This is a genomic window from Mycobacterium sp. NGS57 (assembly GCF_059812405.1).
Genome location: NZ_JCALCP010000009.1, coordinates 185,705 through 207,499, shown reverse-complemented (window position 1 = coordinate 207,499; position 21,795 = coordinate 185,705). Strand labels below are relative to the sequence as shown.

21 protein-coding genes and 1 tRNA gene are annotated in these 21,795 nt (G+C 69.1%); 7 read left to right on the top strand and 15 right to left on the bottom strand.

Annotated features, from left to right (window positions below; genetic code table 11):
- Positions 1–60: 60 nt before the first annotated feature.
- The gene (locus AC5Y43_RS18635; protein WP_499974833.1) at positions 61–1,587 is read right to left on the bottom strand and encodes a carotenoid oxygenase family protein; all 1,527 of its coding nucleotides are present in this window, start codon (positions 1,585–1,587) and stop codon (positions 61–63) included.
- Positions 1,588–1,658: 71 nt separating this feature from the next.
- Between AC5Y43_RS18635 and AC5Y43_RS18630 the strand changes: the two genes are divergently transcribed.
- On the top strand, positions 1,659–2,366 hold the full coding sequence (locus AC5Y43_RS18630) for a TetR/AcrR family transcriptional regulator (protein ID WP_499974831.1): 708 nt from the start codon (positions 1,659–1,661) through the stop codon (positions 2,364–2,366).
- A 58-nt stretch (positions 2,367–2,424) separates the two neighbouring features.
- Here the strand turns inward: AC5Y43_RS18630 and rplL are convergent, their stop codons facing one another.
- From rplL to AC5Y43_RS18605, 5 genes are all read right to left on the bottom strand, one after another.
- Positions 2,425–2,820 (bottom strand): 50S ribosomal protein L7/L12, encoded by a 396-nt coding sequence (gene rplL, locus AC5Y43_RS18625; protein ID WP_499974829.1) that lies wholly within the window; start codon positions 2,818–2,820, stop codon positions 2,425–2,427.
- A 43-nt stretch (positions 2,821–2,863) separates the two neighbouring features.
- On the bottom strand, positions 2,864–3,475 hold the full coding sequence (gene rplJ, locus AC5Y43_RS18620; RefSeq protein WP_499974826.1) for a 50S ribosomal protein L10: 612 nt from the start codon (positions 3,473–3,475) through the stop codon (positions 2,864–2,866).
- Between the two features lie 247 nt (positions 3,476–3,722).
- Positions 3,723–4,637 (bottom strand): ROK family protein, encoded by a 915-nt coding sequence (locus AC5Y43_RS18615; RefSeq protein ID WP_499974824.1) that lies wholly within the window; start codon positions 4,635–4,637, stop codon positions 3,723–3,725.
- Positions 4,637–5,254 (bottom strand): DUF7158 domain-containing protein, encoded by a 618-nt coding sequence (locus AC5Y43_RS18610; RefSeq protein ID WP_499974823.1) that lies wholly within the window; start codon positions 5,252–5,254, stop codon positions 4,637–4,639. The genes AC5Y43_RS18615 and AC5Y43_RS18610 overlap by 1 nt, the downstream gene beginning before the upstream one ends.
- The gene (locus tag AC5Y43_RS18605) at positions 5,251–9,477 is read right to left on the bottom strand and encodes a glycoside hydrolase family 38 N-terminal domain-containing protein (RefSeq protein WP_499974822.1); all 4,227 of its coding nucleotides are present in this window, start codon (positions 9,475–9,477) and stop codon (positions 5,251–5,253) included. Before AC5Y43_RS18605 ends, AC5Y43_RS18610 begins: the two co-directional genes overlap by 4 nt.
- Before the next feature lie 58 nt (positions 9,478–9,535).
- Here AC5Y43_RS18605 and AC5Y43_RS18600 point away from each other — a divergent pair, with 58 nt between their 5' ends.
- The 4 genes from AC5Y43_RS18600 to AC5Y43_RS18585 all read left to right on the top strand — a co-directional run bounded on the left by AC5Y43_RS18600 (position 9,536) and on the right by AC5Y43_RS18585 (position 13,426).
- Positions 9,536–10,129, top strand: a complete 594-nt coding sequence (locus tag AC5Y43_RS18600) for a DinB family protein (RefSeq protein WP_499974821.1) — start codon at positions 9,536–9,538, stop codon at positions 10,127–10,129.
- Positions 10,114–11,049, top strand: coding sequence for an alpha/beta fold hydrolase (locus AC5Y43_RS18595; protein ID WP_499974819.1), 936 nt, complete (start codon positions 10,114–10,116; stop codon positions 11,047–11,049). The genes AC5Y43_RS18600 and AC5Y43_RS18595 overlap by 16 nt, the downstream gene beginning before the upstream one ends.
- Positions 11,050–11,150: 101 nt before the next feature.
- Positions 11,151–12,497, top strand: a complete 1,347-nt coding sequence (locus AC5Y43_RS18590) for an ABC1 kinase family protein (protein WP_499974818.1) — start codon at positions 11,151–11,153, stop codon at positions 12,495–12,497.
- 8 nt (positions 12,498–12,505) lie between these two features.
- On the top strand, positions 12,506–13,426 hold the full coding sequence (locus tag AC5Y43_RS18585; protein ID WP_499974817.1) for an alpha/beta fold hydrolase: 921 nt from the start codon (positions 12,506–12,508) through the stop codon (positions 13,424–13,426).
- Here AC5Y43_RS18585 and AC5Y43_RS18580 read toward each other — a convergent pair whose 3' ends face one another.
- Entirely contained in the window at positions 13,427–15,298 is a 1,872-nt protein-coding gene (locus AC5Y43_RS18580; protein ID WP_499974815.1) for a fatty acyl-AMP ligase, read from the bottom strand. It lies immediately after the preceding gene.
- A gap of 310 nt (positions 15,299–15,608) precedes the next feature.
- On the opposite strand from AC5Y43_RS18580, the gene AC5Y43_RS18575 reads away from it, so the two are divergent.
- Together AC5Y43_RS18575 and AC5Y43_RS18570 are read left to right on the top strand one after the other, a co-directional pair.
- Positions 15,609–16,469 carry a cyclopropane mycolic acid synthase family methyltransferase gene (locus AC5Y43_RS18575; protein ID WP_499974814.1) on the top strand — a complete coding sequence of 287 codons (861 nt, stop codon included), beginning with the start codon at positions 15,609–15,611 and terminating at the stop codon, positions 16,467–16,469.
- A gap of 124 nt (positions 16,470–16,593) precedes the next feature.
- Positions 16,594–17,457, top strand: a complete 864-nt coding sequence (locus AC5Y43_RS18570) for a cyclopropane mycolic acid synthase family methyltransferase (protein ID WP_499974813.1) — start codon at positions 16,594–16,596, stop codon at positions 17,455–17,457.
- A 39-nt stretch (positions 17,458–17,496) separates the two neighbouring features.
- On the opposite strand, the gene rplA is transcribed toward AC5Y43_RS18570, so the two are convergent.
- The 8 genes from rplA to hadA all read right to left on the bottom strand — a co-directional run bounded on the left by rplA (position 17,497) and on the right by hadA (position 21,782).
- Positions 17,497–18,204 (bottom strand): 50S ribosomal protein L1, encoded by a 708-nt coding sequence (gene rplA, locus AC5Y43_RS18565; RefSeq protein ID WP_499974811.1) that lies wholly within the window; start codon positions 18,202–18,204, stop codon positions 17,497–17,499.
- Between the two features lie 67 nt (positions 18,205–18,271).
- Positions 18,272–18,700 (bottom strand): 50S ribosomal protein L11, encoded by a 429-nt coding sequence (gene rplK / locus AC5Y43_RS18560; protein ID WP_067324269.1) that lies wholly within the window; start codon positions 18,698–18,700, stop codon positions 18,272–18,274.
- A gap of 35 nt (positions 18,701–18,735) precedes the next feature.
- On the bottom strand, positions 18,736–19,527 hold the full coding sequence (nusG, locus tag AC5Y43_RS18555) for a transcription termination/antitermination protein NusG (protein WP_499974809.1): 792 nt from the start codon (positions 19,525–19,527) through the stop codon (positions 18,736–18,738).
- Positions 19,528–19,558: 31 nt separating this feature from the next.
- The gene (secE, locus tag AC5Y43_RS18550; protein WP_499974807.1) at positions 19,559–20,044 is read right to left on the bottom strand and encodes a preprotein translocase subunit SecE; all 486 of its coding nucleotides are present in this window, start codon (positions 20,042–20,044) and stop codon (positions 19,559–19,561) included.
- 103 nt (positions 20,045–20,147) lie between these two features.
- Positions 20,148–20,220 (bottom strand) — tRNA-Trp (locus tag AC5Y43_RS18545).
- 155 nt (positions 20,221–20,375) lie between these two features.
- The gene (gene hadC / locus AC5Y43_RS18540; RefSeq protein WP_499974805.1) at positions 20,376–20,876 is read right to left on the bottom strand and encodes a (3R)-hydroxyacyl-ACP dehydratase subunit HadC; all 501 of its coding nucleotides are present in this window, start codon (positions 20,874–20,876) and stop codon (positions 20,376–20,378) included.
- An 11-nt stretch (positions 20,877–20,887) separates the two neighbouring features.
- Positions 20,888–21,316 carry a (3R)-hydroxyacyl-ACP dehydratase subunit HadB gene (gene hadB, locus AC5Y43_RS18535; RefSeq protein WP_499974803.1) on the bottom strand — a complete coding sequence of 143 codons (429 nt, stop codon included), beginning with the start codon at positions 21,314–21,316 and terminating at the stop codon, positions 20,888–20,890.
- Entirely contained in the window at positions 21,303–21,782 is a 480-nt protein-coding gene (hadA, locus tag AC5Y43_RS18530; RefSeq protein ID WP_499974801.1) for a (3R)-hydroxyacyl-ACP dehydratase subunit HadA, read from the bottom strand. The genes hadB and hadA overlap by 14 nt, the downstream gene beginning before the upstream one ends.
- Between the last annotated feature and the right edge of the window lie 13 nt (positions 21,783–21,795).

Here is a 21,795-nt window from a genome sequence, read left to right as displayed (position 1 = left end):
ACCGCAGGCAAAAATTGGCCGTCCCGAGACCGGGCCGCACAACGCTATTTGACGTGCGTGTTAGCCGGCGGTCGGAGCCGGCGCCCAGTTCCCGTGGAAGCCCATCGGAACCCGCTGCGGCAGATGCACGGTGGCCATCGGCTCGAGGGTCTGCGCGTCCAGCAAAAGCAGCTGCCCCTCGTCGTGGCCGCGGTGGTAGCCGTAGCCCATCAGGATGCCGTCGTCCTCGGTGGCACCGCCCGGGTTCGGGACGAACGACATCTCACCGATCGAAAGGTCGCGGTCGAGCGCGGCCGCCGTCGCCGATCCGGTCGCGTAGTCATGCTTGTACAGCGCCGTAGACATCTCGGTCGCCCCGTTCGCGAGATAACCGCCGTCGGTGCCTACGGTGTAGCCGAACCGGTGCCGCCCGCCGAGCAGCGTCTCGTTGATGCGGGGAAACTCCTGCGGCCGGTCGTCGCGGCGCTCGCTCGTCACCGCGCCGGTCGCCAGATTGATGGTCCAGCGGTCGAGGGTGGGGCGGCTGTCCCCCGGGCCGCGCAGGTCGCGGTCGAACATTTTGGCGTAGCGGACCACGTCGAGCACCAGCACCTCGGCGCCGTCCCGCATCTCGGAGTAGGCGTTGAGCGGGTGGTAGACGTAGCAGGGTTCGATGTCGAACCAGCGGACGGCATCCTTGCCCGCGTTGCTCCCGCGGCCGTCGCGGGGCATCACCCCGATGCGCGCCGGGTAGTGGGCGTCCCAGCGATAGGGCATCCGATTGATCGGTGCGCGGTTGCGGTTCATCATCGCCGTCATCGGGCCGGGCATCCGCACGCGGCCGATCAGCGACTGCATCACCAGCCGGGCCGGCAGGCTCAGCCAGCGCGGCACGTTGGTCGGCATTACCTGGACGGGGTCGAACGTGACGGGCAGGTCATAGATCACCACGTATTTGTCGGTCAGCGAGAAGTCGTGCATCATCGGCGACCCGCTCACGGCGATGTCGACGGTGCGCCGGGCGCGGCCCTGGGTGTCGATCACCGAGTACTGCACGCTTCGTCCGCGGGTGAAGGAATAGGAAACGGCGTGCAGTTCGCCGGTGCGCGGATCGGTGTGCGGGTGGGCGGTGTAGCCGCCGGACAACGTTCCGTCGAAGTCGCAGGGCCCCTCGGTGTCCAGGTCGTCGGTGAGCCGGTAGTTCGCGCCGCCGCCCTCGACGAGGGCCAGCGTCTGCCCGGCGTGGCTGAGCACATTGGTGTTGGGTCCGACGGAGAGCATGCCGGCGCGCGGGTTCAGCCCGGTGGGAGCAGGCTCGCCCCGCGCGGCGCACACGTGTGCGGTGCGCACCCAGCGGTTCCGGTACCAGCGCGCCTGCCCGCCGCCCAGCGCCACGCCGTGCACCATCGCATCGCCGGTGAACCAGTGGTAGGTGGCCGGGTCGACCTCGGCCACCGGGTTGGGACCGTTGCGCAGGTACCGCCCGTCGAGGTGCTCCGGGATGTGCCCGGTGACCTTCAGGTCGGTCGCGGTGACTTCGGCGGCCACCGGCGCCAGGAAGCCCTCGAGGTACGGATTCCGGGATGGGGCGGTTTGGGTGGACGTCACGGCCAAGCTCCTATAACATTGTTATTTCAGCGTTATAGGAACGGTACGCCGGTGATGACAAGATGGCAAGGATGACTTCGCAGACGGAGAGCGGCGCCCGCGCGGTCCGCAGTGTTCGTAGGGAGATGCTGCACGCGGCGGTGGGCCTGCTCGACGAACAGGGCCCCGACGCGCTGCAGACCCGCAAGGTGGCGCGCGCCGCGGGGACCTCGACGATGGCCCTGTACACGCACTTCGGGGGGATGCGGGGGCTGATCGCCGCGGTCGCCGAGGAGGGTCTGCGCCAGTTCGACGCCGCGCTGACGGTGCCCCCGACCGACGACCCGGTCACCGACCTGTTCGCGATCGGCAGTGCCTACCGGCACTACGCCATCGAGCGCCCCCACATGTATCGGCTGATGTTCGGCAGCACCAGCGCGCACGGCATCAACGCGCCGGCGCACAACGTGCTGACGCTGACGGTCGCCGAGATCGAGGCGAGCTATCCCAGCTTCGCGCACGTGGTGCGCGGGGTGCACCGCTGCATGCTGGCCGGCCGCCTGGGGGACGGGGACGCGTCAAAGGCCGGTGTCGACGACGCCACGGTGGTGGCCACCGCGGCCCAGTTCTGGGCGTTGATCCACGGGTTCGTGATGCTCGAACTGGCCGGCTACTACGGCGACGACGGCGCGGCCGTGGAGCCGGTGCTGGCGTCGATGACCTCGAAACTGCTTGTCGCCCTGGGAGATTCACCCGATCGGGTGGGCCGGTCACTGCGCTCGGCGGTGTCCGGCTCCTGAGCGCACGAAACCCCCGGAACCCGCGTTGCGCGCCGTTCCGGGGGTTTTCGCGACGGGGCTACTTGACGGTGACGGTGGCGCCGGCGGCCTCGAGCTTGGTCTTGGCCTCGTCGGCGGCCTCCTTGGCGACCTTCTCCAGCAGCGGCTTGGGGGCGCCGTCGACCAGGTCCTTGGCCTCCTTGAGGCCCAGGCCGGAAACGATCTCGCGGACGACCTTGATCACGCCGATCTTCTTGTCGCCGGCGGCCTCGAGGATGACGTCGAACTCCGACTGCTCCTCGGCGGCTTCGGCGGGCGCGCCACCGGCGGCCGGCCCACCGGCAGCGGCGACGGCGACCGGGGCGGCCGCGGTCACCTCGAAGGTCTCCTCGAACTTCTTGACGAAGTCGGAGAGCTCCAACAGGGTCATTTCCTTGAACGCGTCGAGCAGGTCGTCGGCAGTCATCTTTGCCATTGGTGTGGGTCCTTCCTTGTTTTCCTAAGTGGCGGGTCGGTTGTTATTCGGCTTCTGCCGGGGCTTCGGCTGGTGCTTCCGCAGCGGGCTCGGCCGCCTCGGCGGCGGGGGCTTCGGCGGCCGCAGGGGCTGCGGGGGTCTCTGTGGCCTTCTTCTCCTGAAGCGCGGCCGCGAGGCGGGCCATCTGCGAGGCCGGGGCGGCGAACAGGCCGGCCGCCTTGGCGAGGTTCCCCTTCATCGCGCCGGCCAGCTTGGCCAGCAGCACCTCGCGGGACTCCAGGTCCGCGATGCGCTCGACCTCCGAGACCGTCAGCGGGTGGCCGTCCATGTAGCCGCCCTTGATGACCAGAGCCTTGTTGTCCTTGGCGAAGGTCTTGATGGCCTTGGCGGCGTCGACCGGCTCCCCCCGGACGAACGCGATCGCCGTCGGGCCGGCGAACAGCTCGTCGAGGCCCTCGATCCCGGCGTCCGCGGCCGCCCGCTTGATCAGCGTGTTCTTGGCCACGGTGTAGGTGGCCGAGCCCGCCAGCGACCGGCGCAGCTCGGCCAAATTGGCCACCGTCAAGCCGCGGTACTCGGTGATCAAGGTGGCCGTCGCGTCCTTGAACTGCTCGGCGATGTCCGCGACGGCGGTGGCCTTGTCAGCCCTGGCCATGCCTACCTCCTGGGTCGAAGTCCATCTGACTTGTCGTCTGCGACCACCGGGGAATGACGAACGCCCCGGCGCAGGAAGCGGCCGGGGCGTACACATGCCGGGCGCGCCGGCCTCAGGTGTGCTGAGCCTCGTCCTCCTGCGTGGGCCGCCGGGATGTTCCCGGACCTTCAACCGATTGCTCGGTGACCGACGGTCTTCGGTGGATCGCCACCACAATAGCCTGACCTCCGCGGTCAGCCAAAACGCGCTAGCCGAGCCGGGCCAGGCGGGCCGCGCCGACCAGGCCGGCCTCGCCTCCGAGGGCGGCGGGGACCACCCGCAGCCCGGCCAGGAACTTCAGCCCCGCGTAACCGGCCAGCGCGGCGCGCAACGGGTCGAAGAGCAGGGCCCCGGACTTGGCGACCCCGCCGCCGACGACGACGAGGTCGAGGTCGCAGCTCGCCGCGACCGAGGAGATCATCGCCGCGAGCGCGGTGGCGCCCCTGCCGAAGGCCCGCTGCGCCACCGGATCCCCCGCCGCCGCCGCGTCGGCCAGCTCCCGGGCGTCGGCGCCCGGTGGCGCGGACCAACCGTTGGCCAGGGCCCAGCGCACCAGCGACGGGCCGGAGGCGACGGTCTCGACGCAGCCGCGTCCCCCGCACGGGCACGGCCGACCGTCCTGCTCGACCACCACGTGACCGACGTGGCCGGCGTTGCCGGTGCGCCCGGTGTAGGGGACGCCGTCGAGCACCAATCCCCCACCCACGCCGGTGGAGACCACCATCCCGAGCAGGAATTGCGCGCCGCGGCCCGCCCCGATCCAGTGCTCGCCCAGCGCCATGCACACGCCGTCCCCGCCCAGCCGCACCGGCACGCCCGGAATCAGCGCAGCGACCCGGTCGCGCAGCGGGAAGCCGCGCCAGGACGGGATGTTGATCGGGTTGACGGCGCCGCCGGGCAGGTCGATCGGGCCGGCCGAGGCGATACCCGCCGCGGTGACACCGCCGCCGGCGACGCGCAGCTCGTCGGCGATGGCCCCGGCGACCGCCGCCCAGACCTCCTCGGCCGCGGCGCCGGCCGGGGTGGGCCGGATCGCGGTGTGCACCAGCGCGCCGCCGGGATCGGCCAGGCCGGCGGCGATCTTGGTGCCGCCGATGTCGAGGCAGAGCGTCAGCGCGACCATCAGTGGCGGTGGGTGTTGTCGGGCTGGCGCGGATCGCCGGGGTGTTCGTAGCCGGGCGCCAGCACGACCATCTCGGCGCGGCGCGCGTCCAGCCACACCCGGAACGCGCGGCGGCGCGCGGCGCCGCGCAGATGGTCGACGATCGCCGGGCGCACCTGCGCCAGCGGCGGCCCGGCGTGCGGCGGGGTCCGCCAGCCGCGCGCCCCAGGCTGCGGCGCGGCGAAGCGCAGCGGGTTGCGGGCGTGGTAGGCGGCGACGTCGTCGTCGCTGACGTCGATGGCTCCGGTGACGGCGGCGAACAGCGCCCGCGCCCGCGGGTCCGCCAGCACCGCGGCGGCCACGCTGCCGATCTCCAGCCGCGCCGTGGCGTCGGGCAGCACCTCGGCCTCGGGCGGCGCATCGCGGGCGGTCAGGCCGCGGGCGGCGGCCTCGGCGGCGAGCACGCGTTCGGTCACGATCAGTTGGGTGAGCCAGCGCCGCAGCTGCCGGCCCTCGCCGGTCCCGCTCGCCGGCAGCGTGGCCGCCGCCGGCCCGTGGCGCAGCCGTGCCTCGGCCGCGTCGATGTCGTCGACGCGAACCGGCTCGCCGGCGACGGTCGCCACCCGCGCGACACTCATGTCACGGTCACCGCCACCGCCGGCGAATAGAGCAGCCGGCCGGCGCAGCCCACCCGGACCAGCGCCCACCACTGGCCGGGGTCCAGCCACGCCGGCGGGGCCGCGTCGAAGCCGAGCTCGACGGTGCCGCGGGCGGGCAAGACGGCCCCGAGCGCGGCGGGACCCATCCACTCCCAGGTGCCCCAGGGGCTGATGAGGTGCGCCTCGAGCGCCAGGTCGGCGTGCGCCCGGCTGCCGACCGTCACGGTCAGCCGGGCCGCCTGTCCGACCGCGAGCTCGACGGCGGCCGGCCCGGCTACGAGGTGGATCAGCTCCTCGGAGACATCGGAGGGCGCGCCGACCTCGACGACGCAGATGTCCTCGACCACTTGCCGCCACGCCGCGGGAAGGCTGTTTCCGGCCAGGCGCAGCTGCGCGCGCACCGGGTAGCGGCCGGGTTGTACGCGCGCCGGGATCGACACCGCCACGTCGGCCTCCCGGTGATCGCCGGGGCGCAACGTGAAGGGCAGCTCGGCGGGCGCGGCCGACCAGCCGTCGGGGCTGAGCACCGTCACCGCGCCGCCCAGCGCGGCGTCGCTGCAATCGCTGGCGGCGGTGAGCCGCAGCATCACCTCGCCGCCCGGCGTGCCCGTCACCCGCTGCGGGTGCAGGTGCGCGACGGCGGGCAGTCCGCCGAGCGGCGCCGGCCCGCGGTTGTGCAGCCAATAGCGCGCGTACAGCGGCTGGGCGGCCTCGGCGTCCGGCCCCAGCGCGGTCTCGAATCCCTTTGCGGTACCAGGCATTTCGAGGCGGGCCAGGACCGTGGCCACCTGATAGCCGTGCAGCCCGACCGGCCCGGCGCGGACCCCCGGCGCGACCAGCGGCTTTTCCAGCAGGTCGGCGTGCCGGAGCCGGCGCACCTTGCCCAGCTCGGAGCCGATGGACACGTGGGCGCCCCGCCCCGTCGTCTCCACCAGCCGCAGGGCGACCTCGCGCGGGTCGACGGGGCGGCCGCTGCCCGCCGCCAGCGGGTTGCCGGCGGCCTTGAGGGCCGCCAGTTGCACCGCGCCGGCGGGCTCGAGGCGCAGCAGTGATCCGGATGGCGGCAGCTCGCCGCGCCGCCGGCCCGACGCGGCCGCGAGCAGCGGGTGGGCGAACTCCGCACTGCGCGCCGGGATCCCGGCTTGCCGCCAATCGCCGTCCCCGCTTGCCAGGGCGTAGTCGAAGTGGTGCGTCCAGTGCTGCAGCTGGAAACCGGACCCGTCGGGCGCGGTGCGGCGCGGATCATCGATCCAGATGCCCGACGGCCATCCGGTGCAGGACCGCATCAGCGCGGTGTGCAGGGTCCCGTCGGTGTCGACGGCGAAGCTGGGCACGCCGCGGTTGAGCAGCGCGACGGTGCGGTCTTCGAAAGGCCCCATGCCCGACGGCGCCCGCTGGGTGACGGGGATTTCCGCTCCGGCGAGGTCGTCGACCACCGACGCGATCGCGACGGCCAGGCCGTCCTGGCGGTCTCCGGGGTCGGCGTCGATCACCAGTACCGGCAGCGCCCGCGGCACGCGCAGGTCGGCGCCGGGCATCCAGACGGCCGCCAGCGGCGCCTCGGCCGGCACCCACACGCGCGCCCGGCCCGTTTCGGCGAGTTGGCGCTCGAGTTCGGCGGTGTATTGCGGATCACCTTGCGCCAGAACGGCTTTGGTGAACGAATTGCTTGCGGGCCCGCCCAGCGCGATCCGGACGTCGGGCAGGTTGGAGTCGACGTCGAGGCAGCCGTAGCGCGGCTTGTCGGCGCCGCTGCAGGTGGCCGTGACGCCGGCGCGGGCCAGCGCGACCATCAGCTCGCGGGCCAGCTGCCCGGACACCGCCTCGGCCGGCGTCACCACCTCGGCGACCGACAGGGCCCGCCGGTCGTCGCCGGCGCAAACCCGCGCCGCCGAGGACAGGCCGAACCAGCCGTAGGCCGGGTTGTCCAGCGTCCACAGGTGTTGGGCGGCGTCCACCGAGCGGGCGCCACCGGGCGCCTCGTGCAGCAACGCGAAACCCCGCCCGACGACGGCGTCGCCGACCTCGCTGACCGGCATGGCGCCGGGCACCGGGCACGGCCAGCGCAGGCGCAGCAGTTGGTCCTCGCCGCTGAATTCGTCGACGGTGGTGCGGCAATCCAGCCGCGCCACCCCGTCCCACAGGGTGAGCGTCTGGGTGTAGCGCAGCTGCCCGCCGATACGGCCACGCACGACCAGCCGCTGACCGAGGGGACAGCGATAGGCCTGAACCCGCGCCGGCGATGCCGACGAGCAGACCACCGGCCCCTTCGGCAGCAGGTGCCAGGGGCCCTCCCCCTGCGTCGGGTGCGAGGGATATTCCTCGTAGAGGGCGAGCTCGTTGCCCACCCGGCCGTCGGCGATCAGCTCCCGGCCGTCCTGAATCAGCGAGGCGACCGCCCCGCCGCGCGCCGGGTCGGCCTCGATTCGATAGTGCTCGTTGGCGATCACCGGACCCGGCACCGGCTCCCAGCCCGTCGCGTGCTCCCCGGGCACCAACCGGTAGGCCCGCCAGCCCAGCGACGGCACGTCGCGCGCCAGCCAGGTGACCGACCGCCCGTCGTGCTCGACGATCGCGGGCAGCTCGGCGCCATCGGCGTCGAGCACGCGCACCGCCGCGCCCAACGGCGGATCCAGCCGGGCGGTGACGACGTCGGTGCGCCGGTGCGCCAACGGATTCCACACGGTCACATCGCCTTCAGAGCCGTCAGAAGCCGTCGCCATTCCGGACAGCAGCGCCAGGGAGTTGTCGCGGACCGTACGGCCCAGCTCCCACGCGTCGCGCCAGCCGGTCAGCAGGTCGAGGTAGACCTGGTCGGATTCCGAGCCGGTGATGGCGTCGTGGTGCGCGCCGTAGGCCAGCTGCACCCACGCCTTGGCCAGGGCGGCCTGCGGGTATTCGCCGCCGGCCAGCAGCCCGGCGAACACGGCGAAGCGCTCGGCCTGCAGCACCCCGTTCTCGGCGGCCCGGTTGGCCTGTTTGGTGTCGATGTAGGACACGTCCTTGCCGGTGTAGATCGGGTTCATATCCCGGGTTTGCGGCGATGGTTCTCGAGGCGCGCCGCGCCCATGCGCGAGCTCGGCGCGCACCGCCGCGAAAAACTCCCTGGGCAGCGCGCACACGAATCGCGGCCAGGTGTAGCGGGCGGCCCAGTCGCGGTGAATCGCCGTGACCCACTTGTTCGGCGGGGTGTAGTCGGTCCCGACCGGCAGCAACACGTTGCGCGTCAGGGCGACCGTCTTGAGCTGATCGAACAGCGCATGGGTGGCGTCCTCGGCCTCGGCCAGGGTGGTCGACTCGTCCATCCACCAGCCCGCCGCGTAGTGCGCGGGCATGTAGTGGGTAAGCAGGCCGCGGCCCGACGGCGCGATCCACTCGAACTCGCTGCAGAACTGCATGCCGCCCACGCCGCCGTCGCTATGGGTCGGGCCCCATTGGTGGTGCGGCCCGCGGGCCCACGAGCTCGATGTCAGCCCGGCGTCGGCGGCCAGCCCGGGGAATTGCGGGTCGTGGCCGAACGCGTCGAGCTGCCATGCGGTGGCCGGGTGGGCGCCCAGGACGTCCCGCTGAAAACCCATGCCGTGCACCAGGTTTCGGATGGTGATTTCCGCGCCGGTGAGGTTGGTGTTGGGTTCGTTGTAGGTGCCGCCCATCACCTCGACACGGCCCTGCCCGATGAACCTGCGCAGGTCGTCGCGGTCCTCGGGGCGGGTGTCCCAGTACGGCTTGAGGTAATCCACCTCGGCCAGCACGAACTTGTATTCGGGCTCGCGGCGGGCCATTTCCAGATGGGCCTGGACCAACTCGAAGCCGTTGGTCTGCCGAGCGCGGCCAGGCGGGTCTTCGGTCCACTCGCTGGTATAGGCGCCCTGCGTGTTCCACCAGACCGGGTCGTAGTGAAAGTGGCTGACCATGAACATCGTCCAGCCGGGCTCGGCGACGGTGAAATCGAACGGCATGTCGGCGTCACCGGCGCGGGCCCGCGCGGCCCGGCGCTGGCCGACGACCGGCCGGTCCACGGCGATCGGAACCTCGACGACGCCGGACCCGACGGCTGCGATCGCCTTTCCGCTCAGGCCGTCGCCGTCGACGCAAATCGGCGTCGGCTCGGTGCAGCCGGAGACGGTGACGCGCGCCAGTTGCAGCGGCGCGTCCGGCGGGCCGGTGAAGAGTCCGGTCGAGACCGCCGAAATCACCTGCATCCCCGCACCTTACGGCCCAACCGGCCGTGAAGACGCCAACCCGACTTAAGATTTGGCCATGCCCGCCCTCGCCCCGCCCGTCGCCGACGAACGCAGCGCCCTGAGCCAATTCATGGCGTTCCACCAAAGCGCTTATTTCGCGGTCTCTTACGGCCTCACCGACGATCAGGCGCGGTCGACCCCGTCGGTCAGCGCGCTGTCGGTCGGCGGGCTGATCAAGCACGCCACCGCGATGCAGCGAACCTGGATGGCGCGCGTGGCCGCCGCGCCCGGCGCGCCACCCAAGGACCCGCGGCCGTTCGACGAGATCGCCGCCGGATTTGCCGATCAGCATGTGATGCGCCCCGACGAGACGCTGGCCGGGCTGCTCGAGGCCTTCGAGGCACAGAACGCGGAATCGCTGCGGCTGGTGGAAACCGCAGACCTCGACGCCGCGGTGCCCGTCCCGCAGGACATCCCGTGGTTCCCCAAGAACCAGCCGGCCTGGTCGGTGCGGTGGGTGATCCTGCACGTGATCAACGAGCTGGCCCGCCACGCCGGGCACGCCGACATCATTCGCGAAACCATCGACGGCGCCACCATGTACGAGTTGATCGCCGGGCTGGAGCGCTGGGAGATCGAGGGCTGGGTGACGCCTTGGGCCAAGTCCTGACCCTCCAGACCCGCAGCGGCGTCGCGCGCCGGGATACGACACACGGCACCGTCGAGCTCTACTACGAGGACCTCGGCGATCCGGCCGCCCCAGCCGTGCTGCTCATCATGGGCCTGGGCGCGCAGCTGCCCATGTGGCCCGACGGATTCTGCGCGCGACTCGTCGGCGCCGGATACCGTGTCGTCCGCTTCGATCACCGCGACATCGGGCTGTCGGGCAAGCTGCACGGGCTGCGGGCGCGGGGTTCGGTCTACCGGCGGGTCGGCCGCTATGTGCTGGGCAGGCCCAGCCGCGTGCCCTACAACCTGGTCGACATGACCGGGGACGTGGCGGCGTTGCTCGACCATCTGGGCATCGCGCGCGCCCACGTGGTGGGCGCCTCGATGGGCGGCATGATCGCGCAGATCCTGGCCGCCACCGAGTCGCACCGGGTGGCCTCGCTGGGACTCATCATGTCCAGCACCGGCAAGCCGCTGTCCGCGCTTCCGGCCTGGCGCGTCATCAAGTTGCGGTTCGACGCCCCTCGCAAGGACGCGCCCGACGAGGACAAGGTGGCCTACGAGGCGCGCAACATCGCGGTGTTCAACGGCCCCAACTTCCTGCCGCCCGACGCCGAGCTGCGCGATCGGGTCCGGCAACTGGCGGACCGCTGCAGCTACCCGGCGGGCAGGATGCGCCAGGTGGACGCCATGCTGGGCACCGGCAGCCTGCTCGGATACAGCAAGGCCGTCACCGCCCCGACCGTGGTGCTGCACGGATCGGCTGACCCGATGGTCCGGCCACGCAACGGGCGCGCGCTCGCGGCGGCCATCCCCGGCGCCCGCTTCGTCATGATCGAGGGGATGGGCCACGACCTTCCGGAACCGGTCTGGCGGCCCGTCATCGAGGCCCTCACGGAGAACTTCGCGCTCGGCTTATAACGCGCGGCGTCGGGTGTGAGCTCGCTCCGCGGCCGTCGTTGCCCGGTGAGCGCGCTCACAGGAATTGGGACTTGACACTCAGGATTTGGCAGACTGCTGAGATGACTTCTACCAAACACCGCGAGGTGGCCAAGCTCGACCGGGTGCCCCTACCCATCGAAGCGGCCCGGGTAGCAGCCACCGGTTGGCAGGTCACCCGCGCCGCCGCCCGCGTCGTCACCAAGCTGCCGGCCCGCGGGCCCTGGCAGCACAAAGTGATCAAGCAGCTCCCCGGCACCTTCGCCGACCTGGGGCCCACGTACGTGAAGTTCGGGCAGATCATCGCGTCCAGCCCCGGCGCATTCGGCGAATCGCTGTCGCGCGAATTCCGCGGGCTGCTGGACCGGGTGCCGCCGGCCGACGCGGGCGAGGTGCACAAGCTCTTCGTCGAGGACCTGGGCAAAGACCCCGCGGAGCTGTTCGCCAAGTGGGACGAAACGCCGTTCGCGTCGGCCTCGATCGCGCAGGTGCACTACGCCACCCTGCACAGCGGCGAGGAGGTCGTCGTCAAGATCCAGCGCCCGGGCATCCGGCGCCGCGTCGCGGCCGACCTGCAGATCCTGAAGCGCTTCGCCCAGGCCGTCGAGCTGGCCAAGCTGGGCCGCCGCCTGTCGGCCCAGGACGTCGTCGCCGACTTCTCCGCCAACCTGGCCGAGGAGCTGGACTTCCGCCTCGAGGCGCAGTCGATGGAGGCGTGGGTCTCCCACCTGCACGCGTCGCCGCTGGGCAAGAACATCCGGGTGCCGGACGTGCACTGGGACTTCACCACCGAGCGGGTGCTGACGATGGAGCGGGTGCACGGGGTCCGCATCGACAACGTCGCCGAGATCCGCAAGGCCGGGTTCGACGGCACGGAGCTGGTCAAAGCGCTGCTGTTCTCGGTGTTCGAGGGCGGGCTGCGGCACGGACTGTTCCACGGCGACCTGCACGCCGGCAACCTGTACGTCGACGACCAGGGCCGCATCGTGTTCTTCGACTTCGGCATCATGGGCCGCATCGATCCCCGCACCCGCTGGCTGCTGCGCGAGTTGGTGTACGCGCTGCTGGTGAAAAAGGACCACGCGGCCGCCGGCAAGATCGTCGTGCTGATGGGCGCGGTCGGCACCATGAAGCCCGAAGCCGAGGCCGCCAAGGACCTGGAGAAGTTCGCCACCCCACTGACGATGCAGACGCTGGGTGACATGTCCTATGCCGACATCGGGCGCCAGCTGTCGACGCTGGCCGAGGCCTATGACGTCAAGCTGCCGCGGGAGCTGGTACTCATCGGCAAGCAGTTCCTCTACGTCGAGCGGTACATGAAGCTGTTGGCGCCGAAGTGGCAGATGATGTCCGACCCGCAGCTGACGGGTTACTTCGCGAACTTCATGGTCGAGGTCAGCCGCGAGCACCAGTCCGACGTCGAGGTCTAACGGCGTTGATGGAAATCCGCACCGGCGAGGCGATTTCGGGCGACGTCAAGCTCTACTACGAGGACATGGGCGACGCCGACGCCCCGCCCGTCCTGCTTATCATGGGCCTGGGCGCGCAGCTGCTGCTGTGGCGCACCGCGTTCTGCGAGAAGCTGGTCGAGCAGGGCCTGCGCGTCATCCGATACGACAACCGCGACGTCGGTCTGTCCACCAAGACGCCGCCGGGGGGCGGCGCCGGCCCCCTGGTCCCGCGGCTGGTGCGGTTTTGGTTCGGGCGGCGCGGCGAGGCGGCCTACGCGCTGGAAGACCTGGCCGACGACGCCGCCGCCGTGCTGGATCATCTGGGCATCGAGCGCGCCCACATCGTCGGGGCCTCGATGGGAGGCATGATCGCGCAGGTCTTCGCGGGCCGGTTCGCCGAGCGGACCAAGAGCCTGGCCGTCATCTTCTCCAGCAACAATCGCCCGTTTCTGCCGCCGCCCGCCCCGCGCGCCCTGCTGGCGGTCCTCAAGGGCCCGGCGCCGGGTTCGCCCCGCGACGTGATCGTCGACAACGTCGTGCGCGTCACCAAGATCACCGGCAGCCCGGCCTACCGCGCACCCGAGGAAGAGGTCCGCGCCGAGGCCATCGAAGGCTACGAACGCAGCTATCACCCGTGGGGCGTCGCCCGCCACTTCAGCGCGATCATGGCCAGCGGCAGCCTGCTCGGCTACAACCGGAGGACGCTCGCACCGACCGTGGTCCTGCACGGGCGGGCCGACAAGCTGATGCGGCCGTCGGGCGGGCGCGCCGTGGCGCGCGCCATCGACGGCGCTCGACTGGTGCTGTTCGACGGCATGGGCCACGACCTGCCACGGCAACTGTGGGATCGGCTGATCAGCGAGTTGACGGCCACCTTCGCGGCCGCGAGCGACACCACGCGGCGCTAGCTACTCGCGACCGCCCAATTGGCCGCGCAGGTACTGCGCGCGACAGGCCCGGCGGGCAAGCTTTCCGCTCGTGGTCCGCGGGATCGTGCCCGCCGCCACCAGCCGCATGTCCGACAGCGGCAGCCCATGGCAGCGCGACAACGCCCTCCGGATCGCCTCGACCACCGGTTGGGGCTCGGTGCGGCCCTCGCGCGGTGCGCGCTCGGCAACGACGACCAACACCTCACCGACATGCTCGGCGGCTCCCCCCGGCATTTCATTCGCGGGCACCGAGAAGGCCGCGATGTAGCCGGCCCGCACCGCCGGCGACGCGGCGGCGACCGTGGCCTCGATGTCCTGGGGGTAGTGGTTACGTCCGTCCAGGATGATCAGGTCCTTGATCCGGCCGGTGATGTAAAGCTCGCCGTGCAGGTAGACGCCCAGGTCCCCGGTCCGCAGCCAGGTGCCCTCGGTCGGCGCCCCCTCGGCGTGGCTGCCGGTCGGCTGCCGCGACTGCAGCTTGTTGCCGAACACCAACGCGCTTTCCTCGGGGCGCGCCCAGTAGCCGCGGCCGATGTTCTCGCCGTGCAACCAGATCTCGCCGACGCCGCCGTCGGGCAGTTCCGACTCGGTTTCGGGGTCGACGATCACCGCCCATTGGCTGCGAGCCACCTGACCGCACGAAACATGCGCGACGGCGTTGGGGTGGTCCGGCTCCACGCGAACCGCGCGACCCGCGCCCAACTGTTGGCGGTCGAAGTGTACGGCGGTGGGCTCGGCGCTCGGGGCGATGCTCGAGACGAAGAGGGTCGCCTCGGCCATGCCGTAAGACGGTTTGATCCCTGCCTTCGGCAACCCGTACGGCGCGAACGCCTCGAAGAACTTGTTGATCGAGTCGATGCTGACCGGCTCGGATCCATTGATCAGCGTGACATGGCTCAAGTCGACGTCCTCGACGTCGGGCGGGATGCCACGCTGCGCGAGCAACTCGAAAGCGAAGTTCGGCGCTGCGGAGACCACGCGGCTGTCACGCGACTCGGCGGCCAGCGCCCGGATCCACCGGTGGGGCCTGCGGATGAACGCCATCGGCGACATCAGGGTGAGATGCCCGCCGTACAGGGCCGGAAAGCCGATCATCAGCAGACCCATGTCGTGGTACAGCGGCAGCCAGCTCACGCCGTGGATGTCGACGCCCGTGTCAAGGCCGATCGACACGATCATCTGCAGCAGATTGGTGCCGGCGGCGCGGTGGCTGATCTCCACCCCGGTCGGGGTTCGCGTCGAACCCGACGTGTACTGCAGGTAGGCGATGTCGTCCGAGCGCACGTGGACGGGATCGTAGGTGGCGCCCACCGAGTCCGGTACGTGGTCGACGGCGACGACTCGCGGCCTGCGGCCACGCGGAAGCGTCCGCACGTGGGCCCGCACGCTTTCGCTCGCGGCGGCGGTGGTGAGGACCACGGTGGGCCCCGAATCGACGAGCACCGCGTTGAGACGTTCGGCATGGCCGGGCAGCTCCGGTGCGAACAACGGCACGGCGATGGTCCCCGCCTTGATCGCGGCGAAGAACCCGGCCACGTAGTCGATGCCCTGGGGCGCCAGTATGGCTACCCGGTCGCCGCGGGAGGTTACCTGTTGTAGGCGCCCGGCGATGGCTTCCAGCCTGGTCCCCAATTCGCCCCAGGTCTGTTCGACGGCCTTCCCGTCGGCGTGCTGTGTGTAGTCCAGGTAGCGATAGGCGAGGGAGTCGCCGAAATTGGCGATCGTGCCGTCCAAAAGCGAGATGATGTTGATGCTCTCCGGAAGGACGATGCGACCGTGCGCATCCACGTAGTCCTCGGTTTTCAGACGGGTCGCCGGACCGTCCGTGGCACGTACATAAGCACGTCTCATAGGTTTGCAGTGTAAGAGAATCGGTCGGGCCAGTGGCGTTGACCCGCGGCGAGTTCGGCTATTGGCCGACGCCCGACCCGGGCCGTCCGCGCTGGCCGCAACGACGGCCACGTGGCGCGATCCAGGACCCCGAAGGGGCGCGCCCGGCGATAAAAGCCGCGGTCGGCGGGCCTGCGCAACGGCGCGCACCGACTTCACTACTATCGGTGCATAACACCGTGGCCCCGCTCGAGGGGCACAACGCTTTGTCGAAGTACCGTCTTGTACGGTGCTCGGGGTCGAAACGAACCAGGCTTGGGAGCTGTTGCAAATGAGCAAATTGAAACCGTTCTACGAGGAGTCGCAGTCGGCCTACGACATCTCGGACGATTTTTTTGCGTTGTTCCTGGATCCCACCATGACCTACACCTGCGCGTACTTCGAGCGCGACGACATGACCCTCGAGGAAGCGCAGCTCGCCAAATTGGATTTGGCGTTGGGCAAGCTGAACCTGGAGCCGGGCATGACGTTGCTCGACGTGGGCTGCGGGTGGGGCTCGGCGCTGGTCCGTGCGGTCGAGAAGTACGACGTCAACGTCGTCGGCATCACTCTCAGCAAAAACCACCATCAGCTCAGTGCGGCCCGGCTCGCCAAGCTGCCGACCACGCGCCGGGCCGAGGCGCGGCTGCAAGGGTGGGAAGAGTTCGACGAGAAGGTTGATCGGATCATCACCCTCGAGGCTTTCGACGCCTTCAAGAAGGAGCGCTACGCCGCGTTCTTCGAGCGGGCGTACGACATCCTCCCCGCCGACGGCCGGGTAATGCTGCACAGCCTCTTCACCTACACGCAGAAATACATGCACGCCCACGGCATCACCCTGACGATGAGAGACCTGCGGTTTATTCACTTCCTGCGGACAGAGATCTTCCCCGGCGGTGAGATGCCGGGCAAGGACGACATCGTCGACTACTCCCAGGCCGCCGGGTTCTCCATCGAGGAAACACAATTCCTCGAGCCGCATTACATCCGGACGTTGGACACCTGGGCCGCCAACCTGGAGGCCCATCGCGATGCCGCCATCGCCATGCAGTCCGAAGAGGTGTACGACCGCTACATGCACTACCTGACCGGATGCGCGGACCTCTTCCGCAAGGGCATCAGCCACGTCGGGCAATTCACCCTGGTGAAGTAGGCTGGCGCGGCGCGGCACCACGCGCCCGCACCCCAATCCGTTACCATGCACAGGGCTACAGGGAGGCAGCCCGGTGTGGGTGAAGTGCTGAAATGCCTCTGACGCCGGAAAGGCCTTATCGTCCATGTCCAACCCGTTGACGCCGCATTTCGAAGACGTCCAGTCCCACTACGACCTGTCCGACGACTTCTTCCGCCTCTTCCTCGATCCCAGCCAGACCTACAGCTGCGCGTATTTCGAGCGCGAGGACATGACGCTGGCAGAAGCGCAGGTCGCCAAAATCGACCTGGCGCTGGGCAAGCTCGGCCTGCAGCCCGGCATGACGCTGCTGGACATCGGCTGCGGGTGGGGCGCCGTGATGCGCCGGGCGATCGAGAAGTACGACGTCAACGTCGTCGGTCTGACGCTATCGAAAAACCAGGCCGCGCACGTCCAGAAGACATTCGACGAGATGGACAACCCCCGCTCGAAGCGAGTGCTGCTGAAGGGGTGGGAGCAGTTCGACGAGCCCGTCGACCGGATCGTGTCGATCGGCGCGTTCGAGCACTTCGGTCCCGAACGCTACTCACGTTTCTTCAAAATGGCCTACGGCGTGCTGCCCGAGGACGGCGTGATGCTGCTGCACAGCATCGTCCGCCCCACCTTCCAGGAGCGCAAGGAGCGCGGCCTGCTGCTGACGGCCGACGTCATCCATTTCACCCAGTTCATCCTGGCCGAGATCTTCCCCGGCGGCTGGCTGCCCGTGATCACCGGCGTCCAGGAGGACGCGGCACGGGCCGGCTTCACCACGACCAGGGTCCACCGGCTGCAGCTGCACTACGCGCGGACGCTGGACACCTGGGCGGCCACGCTGCAGTCCAAGCGGGACGAGGCCATCGCGATCCAGTCGGAAGAGGTGTACGACCGGTACATGAAGTACCTGACCGGCTGCGCGGACCTGTTCCGCGCCGGGTACACCGACGTCACGCAGTTCACGCTCGAGAAATAGCCTCGAGAAATAGCGACCGCTTCGCCGGGCCTAGTCGGACTAGGCCTCGGCGAAGTTGCGCGTAACCGAGGGGTCCACCGGGATGCCGGGGCCCGTCGTCGTCGACACGGTGATCTTCTTCAGGTAGCGACCCTTCGACGACGACGGCTTGAGCCGCAGCACCTCATCGATCGCGGCGCCGTAGTTCTCCGCCAGGTTCTTCTCGTCGAACGAGGCCTTGCCGATGACGAAGTGCAGGTTGGCCTGCTTGTCGATGCGGAAGTTGATCTTGCCGCCCTTGATGTCGGACACGGCCTTGGCGACGTCGGGGGTGACGGTGCCGGTCTTGGGGTTGGGCATCAGGCCGCGCGGGCCCAGGATGCGGGCGATGCGGCCGACCTTGGCCATCTGGTCAGGGGTGGCGATCGCGGCGTCGAAGTCCAGGAACCCGCCCTGGATCTTCTCGATCAGGTCGTCGCTGCCGACGATATCGGCGCCGGCGGCCTGCGCCTGCTCGGCCTTGTCGCCCACGGCGAACACCGCGACCCGGGCCGTCTTACCGGTGCCGTGCGGCAGGTTGACGGTGCCGCGGACCATCTGGTCGGCCTTGCGCGGGTCGACACCCAGGCGGATCGCCACCTCGACCGTCGCGTCCTGCTTGGTCGACGACGTCTCCTTGGCGAGCTTGGCCGCCTGCAGCGGGGTGTACAGGTTGGCGCGGTCGACCTTCTCGGCGGCAGCGCGGAATGCCTTGCTGTTCTTGCTCATTGATTCATCCAATCTGGTGTTGGGTCGTGGTTGACGGGCCGAAGCTGGCCCTCCCACGGTCTTGCGTCTATTCGACGGTGATGCCCATCGACCGGGCGGTGCCGGCGATGATCTTGGCGGCGGCGTCGATGTCGTTGGCGTTGAGGTCGGACTTCTTGGTCTCGGCGATCTCCTTGACCTGATCCCAGCTGACCTTGGCGACCTTGGTCTTGTGCGGCTCGGCCGAACCCTTGCCCACCCCGGCGGCCTTGAGCAGCAGCTTGGCGGCGGGCGGGGTCTTGAGGGTGAAGGTGAAGCTGCGGTCCTCGTAGACCGTGATCTCCACCGGGATAACATTGCCGCGCTGGTTTTCTGTCGCGGCGTTGTACGCCTTGCAGAACTCCATGATGTTGACGCCGTGCTGGCCGAGCGCGGGCCCGACCGGCGGCGCCGGGTTGGCCTGCCCGGCCTGGATCTGGAGCTTGATCAGCCCAACGACTTTCTTCTTCGGGGCCATGAGATGTTGCGGTTCCTTCTCTCGGGGTTAAAGGGCTAAATCTTGGAGACTTGGCTGAAGGTCAGCTCGACGGGGGTTTCGCGGCCGAAGATCGACACCAGCACCTTGAGCTTCTGCTGTTCGGCGTTGACCTCGTTGATCGTGGCGGGCAGCGTGGCGAACGGTCCGTCCATCACGGTCACCGATTCGCCGACCTCGTAGTCGACCTCGACGACCGGGCGTTCCAGGCCGCCGGCCTCGGCCACCGCCGCGGTGCTGGCCGCGCCCTTGGCCGCCTTCTTCGCCGCGCCGCGAGGCAACAGGAACTTCACCACGTCGTCCAGCGTCAGGGCCGACGGGCGCGAGGTCGCACCCACGAATCCGGTGACGCCCGGGGTGTTGCGCACGGCGGCCCACGAGTCGTCGGTCAGGTCCATGCGCACCAGAATGTAGCCGGGCAGTACCTTGCGGTTGACCTGCTTGCGCTGGCCGTTCTTGATCTCGGTGACCTCTTCGGTGGGCACCTCCACCTGGAAGATGTAGTCGCCGACGTCCAGGTTCTGCACGCGGGTTTCCAGGTTGGCTTTCACCTTGTTCTCGTATCCGGCATACGAATGGATGACGTACCAGTCGCCGGGCTTGCTGCGCAGTTCCGCCTTCAGCGCCGCGGCCGGGTCGACCTCCTCGGCCGGCTCCGCCTGCTCGGGAGTCTCCGGAGTCTGTGCGGTCTCCGGGGCCTCCGGGCTGTCCGGGCTGTCCGTGCCCTCCGGGGCCGCCGACGCCTCCGGGGCCTCCTGCACGTCGACCGCTGCTTCACCCGCGGACGTGTCACCGTCGAAGCTAGTCACGGTTCTCGGTCCTTCCTGTCACTCTCAAACCTCAGCCGAACACCAGCAGCACGAGCTTGGTCAGACCGAAATCCGCCAGGCCGACCAACGCCACCATGAAGGCCAGAAACGCCAGCACCACCGAGGTGTAGGTGAGCATCTGCTTGCGGTTCGGCCAGATCACCTTCCGCATTTCGGCAACGACCTGCTTGAGGTAGTTGTAGACGAACACGAATGGATTGGCCGAACGATCGCCGGGCTTCCGGGCCTTCTTGGGGGCCTTGGCCGCCTTGGCTTTGGCTGCCTTCTTGTCTTTTTTGGAACCCGAGTCCCGCTCGGAGGCCTCGGCCTCGTCCGTCGACTCCGCGTCGACGTCCTCGCCGACGTCGGCCGCCCGCTGCCTGGTCCGTTTGCCGGTGGGGCGCTGCGGCCGGGTCACCACCGCCGTCCGGCCGCCACTTTCGCGGCCGTCCTCGGTGTCGTCGCCGTCGCGTGCGGCGTCGTTGGCAGCACCGATGTCGGGGCCCTCGTCGCTCACCGCGTGCTCCTTCGTTTGCTGGTATCCCGCGAGCCGTCCCATCGTGATGGGGCACTATCTTCCAGTGTCCACCATGGCACGGCACCCTATAGTCCATCTTCAGCAGGGGCGACAGGACTTGAACCTGCAACCTGCGGTTTTGGAGACCGCTGCTCTGCCAGTTGAGCTACGCCCCTTCGCGGTTGGCAGGCCAACCTGTGCTTACCTACCGGGGCTTACATGACACGCGCGCTCCCCGATTGTTCGAATCCCGGAAAGCGCGCTGATGCTGGGAAAACCCCGAGGTCCGAGTGTACTCGATCCCCCTAAGGCGCAGGAAATCCGATACAGATCACGAGGTTCTCATGATCTGCCCGGACTGTTTGTCCCATTTGAGTTTGGCGGAGCCATCGCCCTGCTGGCCCATCAATGTGGTGTATGCCTCCAGCATCAGCTCACCCTCGTCGTTGTGGCAGCTGTTCTTCGTGACGACGATGTCGGCGCCGAATCGCTCGTCCACCGAATGGATCTCCATCCTGGCCCACAACTTGTCGCCGGCCTGGATCGGCTTGTAGAAGACGAACCGCTGGTCGACTTGCACGATCTGCATCGTCTCCATGCCGACGTCGACATTCCGGAAAAAGTCCGTCTGGACGAGTTTCGCAATGATCGACACGAACGTCATGGGCGCAACGAGGTTGTCATAGCCGAGTTCGGCGGCCGCGTCCTCGTCGTAGCAGGCCAGATCGTCGCACTTGATCGATCGTGCAAAGTCGCGAATTTGCTCGCGGCCCACGATGAAATAGTCCGGGTATCTCCAGATCATTCCGCGGATGTCGGTCTTGAGCGCCATGGATACGCCGCCTACGCCAGCTTCGCCGACGCGATGGCCCGCCCGAAGATCTTCTTGCCACCGTTGGTGGCGGTCAGGGCGATCGTCACCGACTTGCTTTCCGGGTCGACCGACTTGACCCGACCGCTGAAGACCAGCTCGGTGCCCTTGCCGTCGTTGGGCACCGGCACCACGGCGGTGAACCGCACGTTGTACTCGGTGACCGCACCGGGGTCGCCCACCCACGAGGTGACGTACCCGCCGCCCAGTCCCATGGTCAGCATGCCGTGGGCGATCGCGGTGCCGAGGCCCACGACCTTGGCTATCTCGTCGTCCCAGTGGATCGGGTTCAGGTCACCGGAGACGCCCGCGTAATTCACCAGGTCTTGACGGCTCAGCGGGTAGGTCCTCTCCGGAAGCTTGTCGCCCACCTTGACCGAGCTGAACTCACGCAGTGGCATCTGAAAATCCCTTTTCTCCGTCTTCGCCGGCACGGCCCGCAAGGGTCGTGTAGGTCTCCTGCACGATCTCACCGGATTGGTCGGTGATGAGGTTCTTGGTCACGACGATCTGGGCGCCGTGCGTCTCGCGCACCGAATCCACGTACACGTCGCAGTAGAGCTTGTCGCCGGCCACGATCGGCTTCTTGAATTTCAGCACCTGGTCGATCTGGACGATCTGCGCGTCTTCGACCGCGATGCTCGCGTGCTCGAAGAACGCCGACTGGGCCTGGTAGCCGAATACGGAGATGAAAGTCAGCGGGGCGAGCAGAGCCTTGTAGCCGAGTTCGGCGGCCGAGTCCTCATCGAAGAACGAACTGTCGTCGTTTTGCACGGCCACCGCGTACTCACGGATCTTCTCGCGCTCCACCTCGTAATGGTCGGGATAGCGGTAATGCATCCCGACGATGTCTGTGGTCAAGGGCACGGCTGTAGAACCT

Bases quoted from the DNA above. Each gene is read 5' to 3' on its own strand.
- rplL (WP_499974829.1), bottom strand. From the start codon at position 2,820: ATGGCAAAGATGACTGCCGACGACCTGCTCGACGCGTTCAAGGAAATG.
- AC5Y43_RS18575 (WP_499974814.1), top strand. From the start codon at position 15,609: ATGAGCAAATTGAAACCGTTCTACGAGGAGTCGCAGTCGGCCTACGAC.
- AC5Y43_RS18605 (WP_499974822.1), bottom strand. From the start codon at position 9,477: ATGCAGGTGATTTCGGCGGTCTCGACCGGACTCTTCACCGGCCCGCCG.
- AC5Y43_RS18610 (WP_499974823.1), bottom strand. From the start codon at position 5,254: ATGAGTGTCGCGCGGGTGGCGACCGTCGCCGGCGAGCCGGTTCGCGTC.
- rplK (WP_067324269.1), bottom strand. From the start codon at position 18,700: ATGGCCCCGAAGAAGAAAGTCGTTGGGCTGATCAAGCTCCAGATCCAG.
- AC5Y43_RS18600 (WP_499974821.1), top strand. From the start codon at position 9,536: ATGCCCGCCCTCGCCCCGCCCGTCGCCGACGAACGCAGCGCCCTGAGC.
- AC5Y43_RS18570 (WP_499974813.1), top strand. From the start codon at position 16,594: ATGTCCAACCCGTTGACGCCGCATTTCGAAGACGTCCAGTCCCACTAC.
- AC5Y43_RS18585 (WP_499974817.1), top strand. From the start codon at position 12,506: ATGGAAATCCGCACCGGCGAGGCGATTTCGGGCGACGTCAAGCTCTAC.
- AC5Y43_RS18630 (WP_499974831.1), top strand. From the start codon at position 1,659: ATGACTTCGCAGACGGAGAGCGGCGCCCGCGCGGTCCGCAGTGTTCGT.
- hadB (WP_499974803.1), bottom strand. From the start codon at position 21,316: ATGCCACTGCGTGAGTTCAGCTCGGTCAAGGTGGGCGACAAGCTTCCG.
- rplJ (WP_499974826.1), bottom strand. From the start codon at position 3,475: ATGGCCAGGGCTGACAAGGCCACCGCCGTCGCGGACATCGCCGAGCAG.
- AC5Y43_RS18615 (WP_499974824.1), bottom strand. From the start codon at position 4,637: ATGGTCGCGCTGACGCTCTGCCTCGACATCGGCGGCACCAAGATCGCC.
- rplA (WP_499974811.1), bottom strand. From the start codon at position 18,204: ATGAGCAAGAACAGCAAGGCATTCCGCGCTGCCGCCGAGAAGGTCGAC.
- AC5Y43_RS18580 (WP_499974815.1), bottom strand. From the start codon at position 15,298: ATGAGACGTGCTTATGTACGTGCCACGGACGGTCCGGCGACCCGTCTG.
- hadC (WP_499974805.1), bottom strand. From the start codon at position 20,876: ATGGCGCTCAAGACCGACATCCGCGGAATGATCTGGAGATACCCGGAC.
- AC5Y43_RS18590 (WP_499974818.1), top strand. From the start codon at position 11,151: ATGACTTCTACCAAACACCGCGAGGTGGCCAAGCTCGACCGGGTGCCC.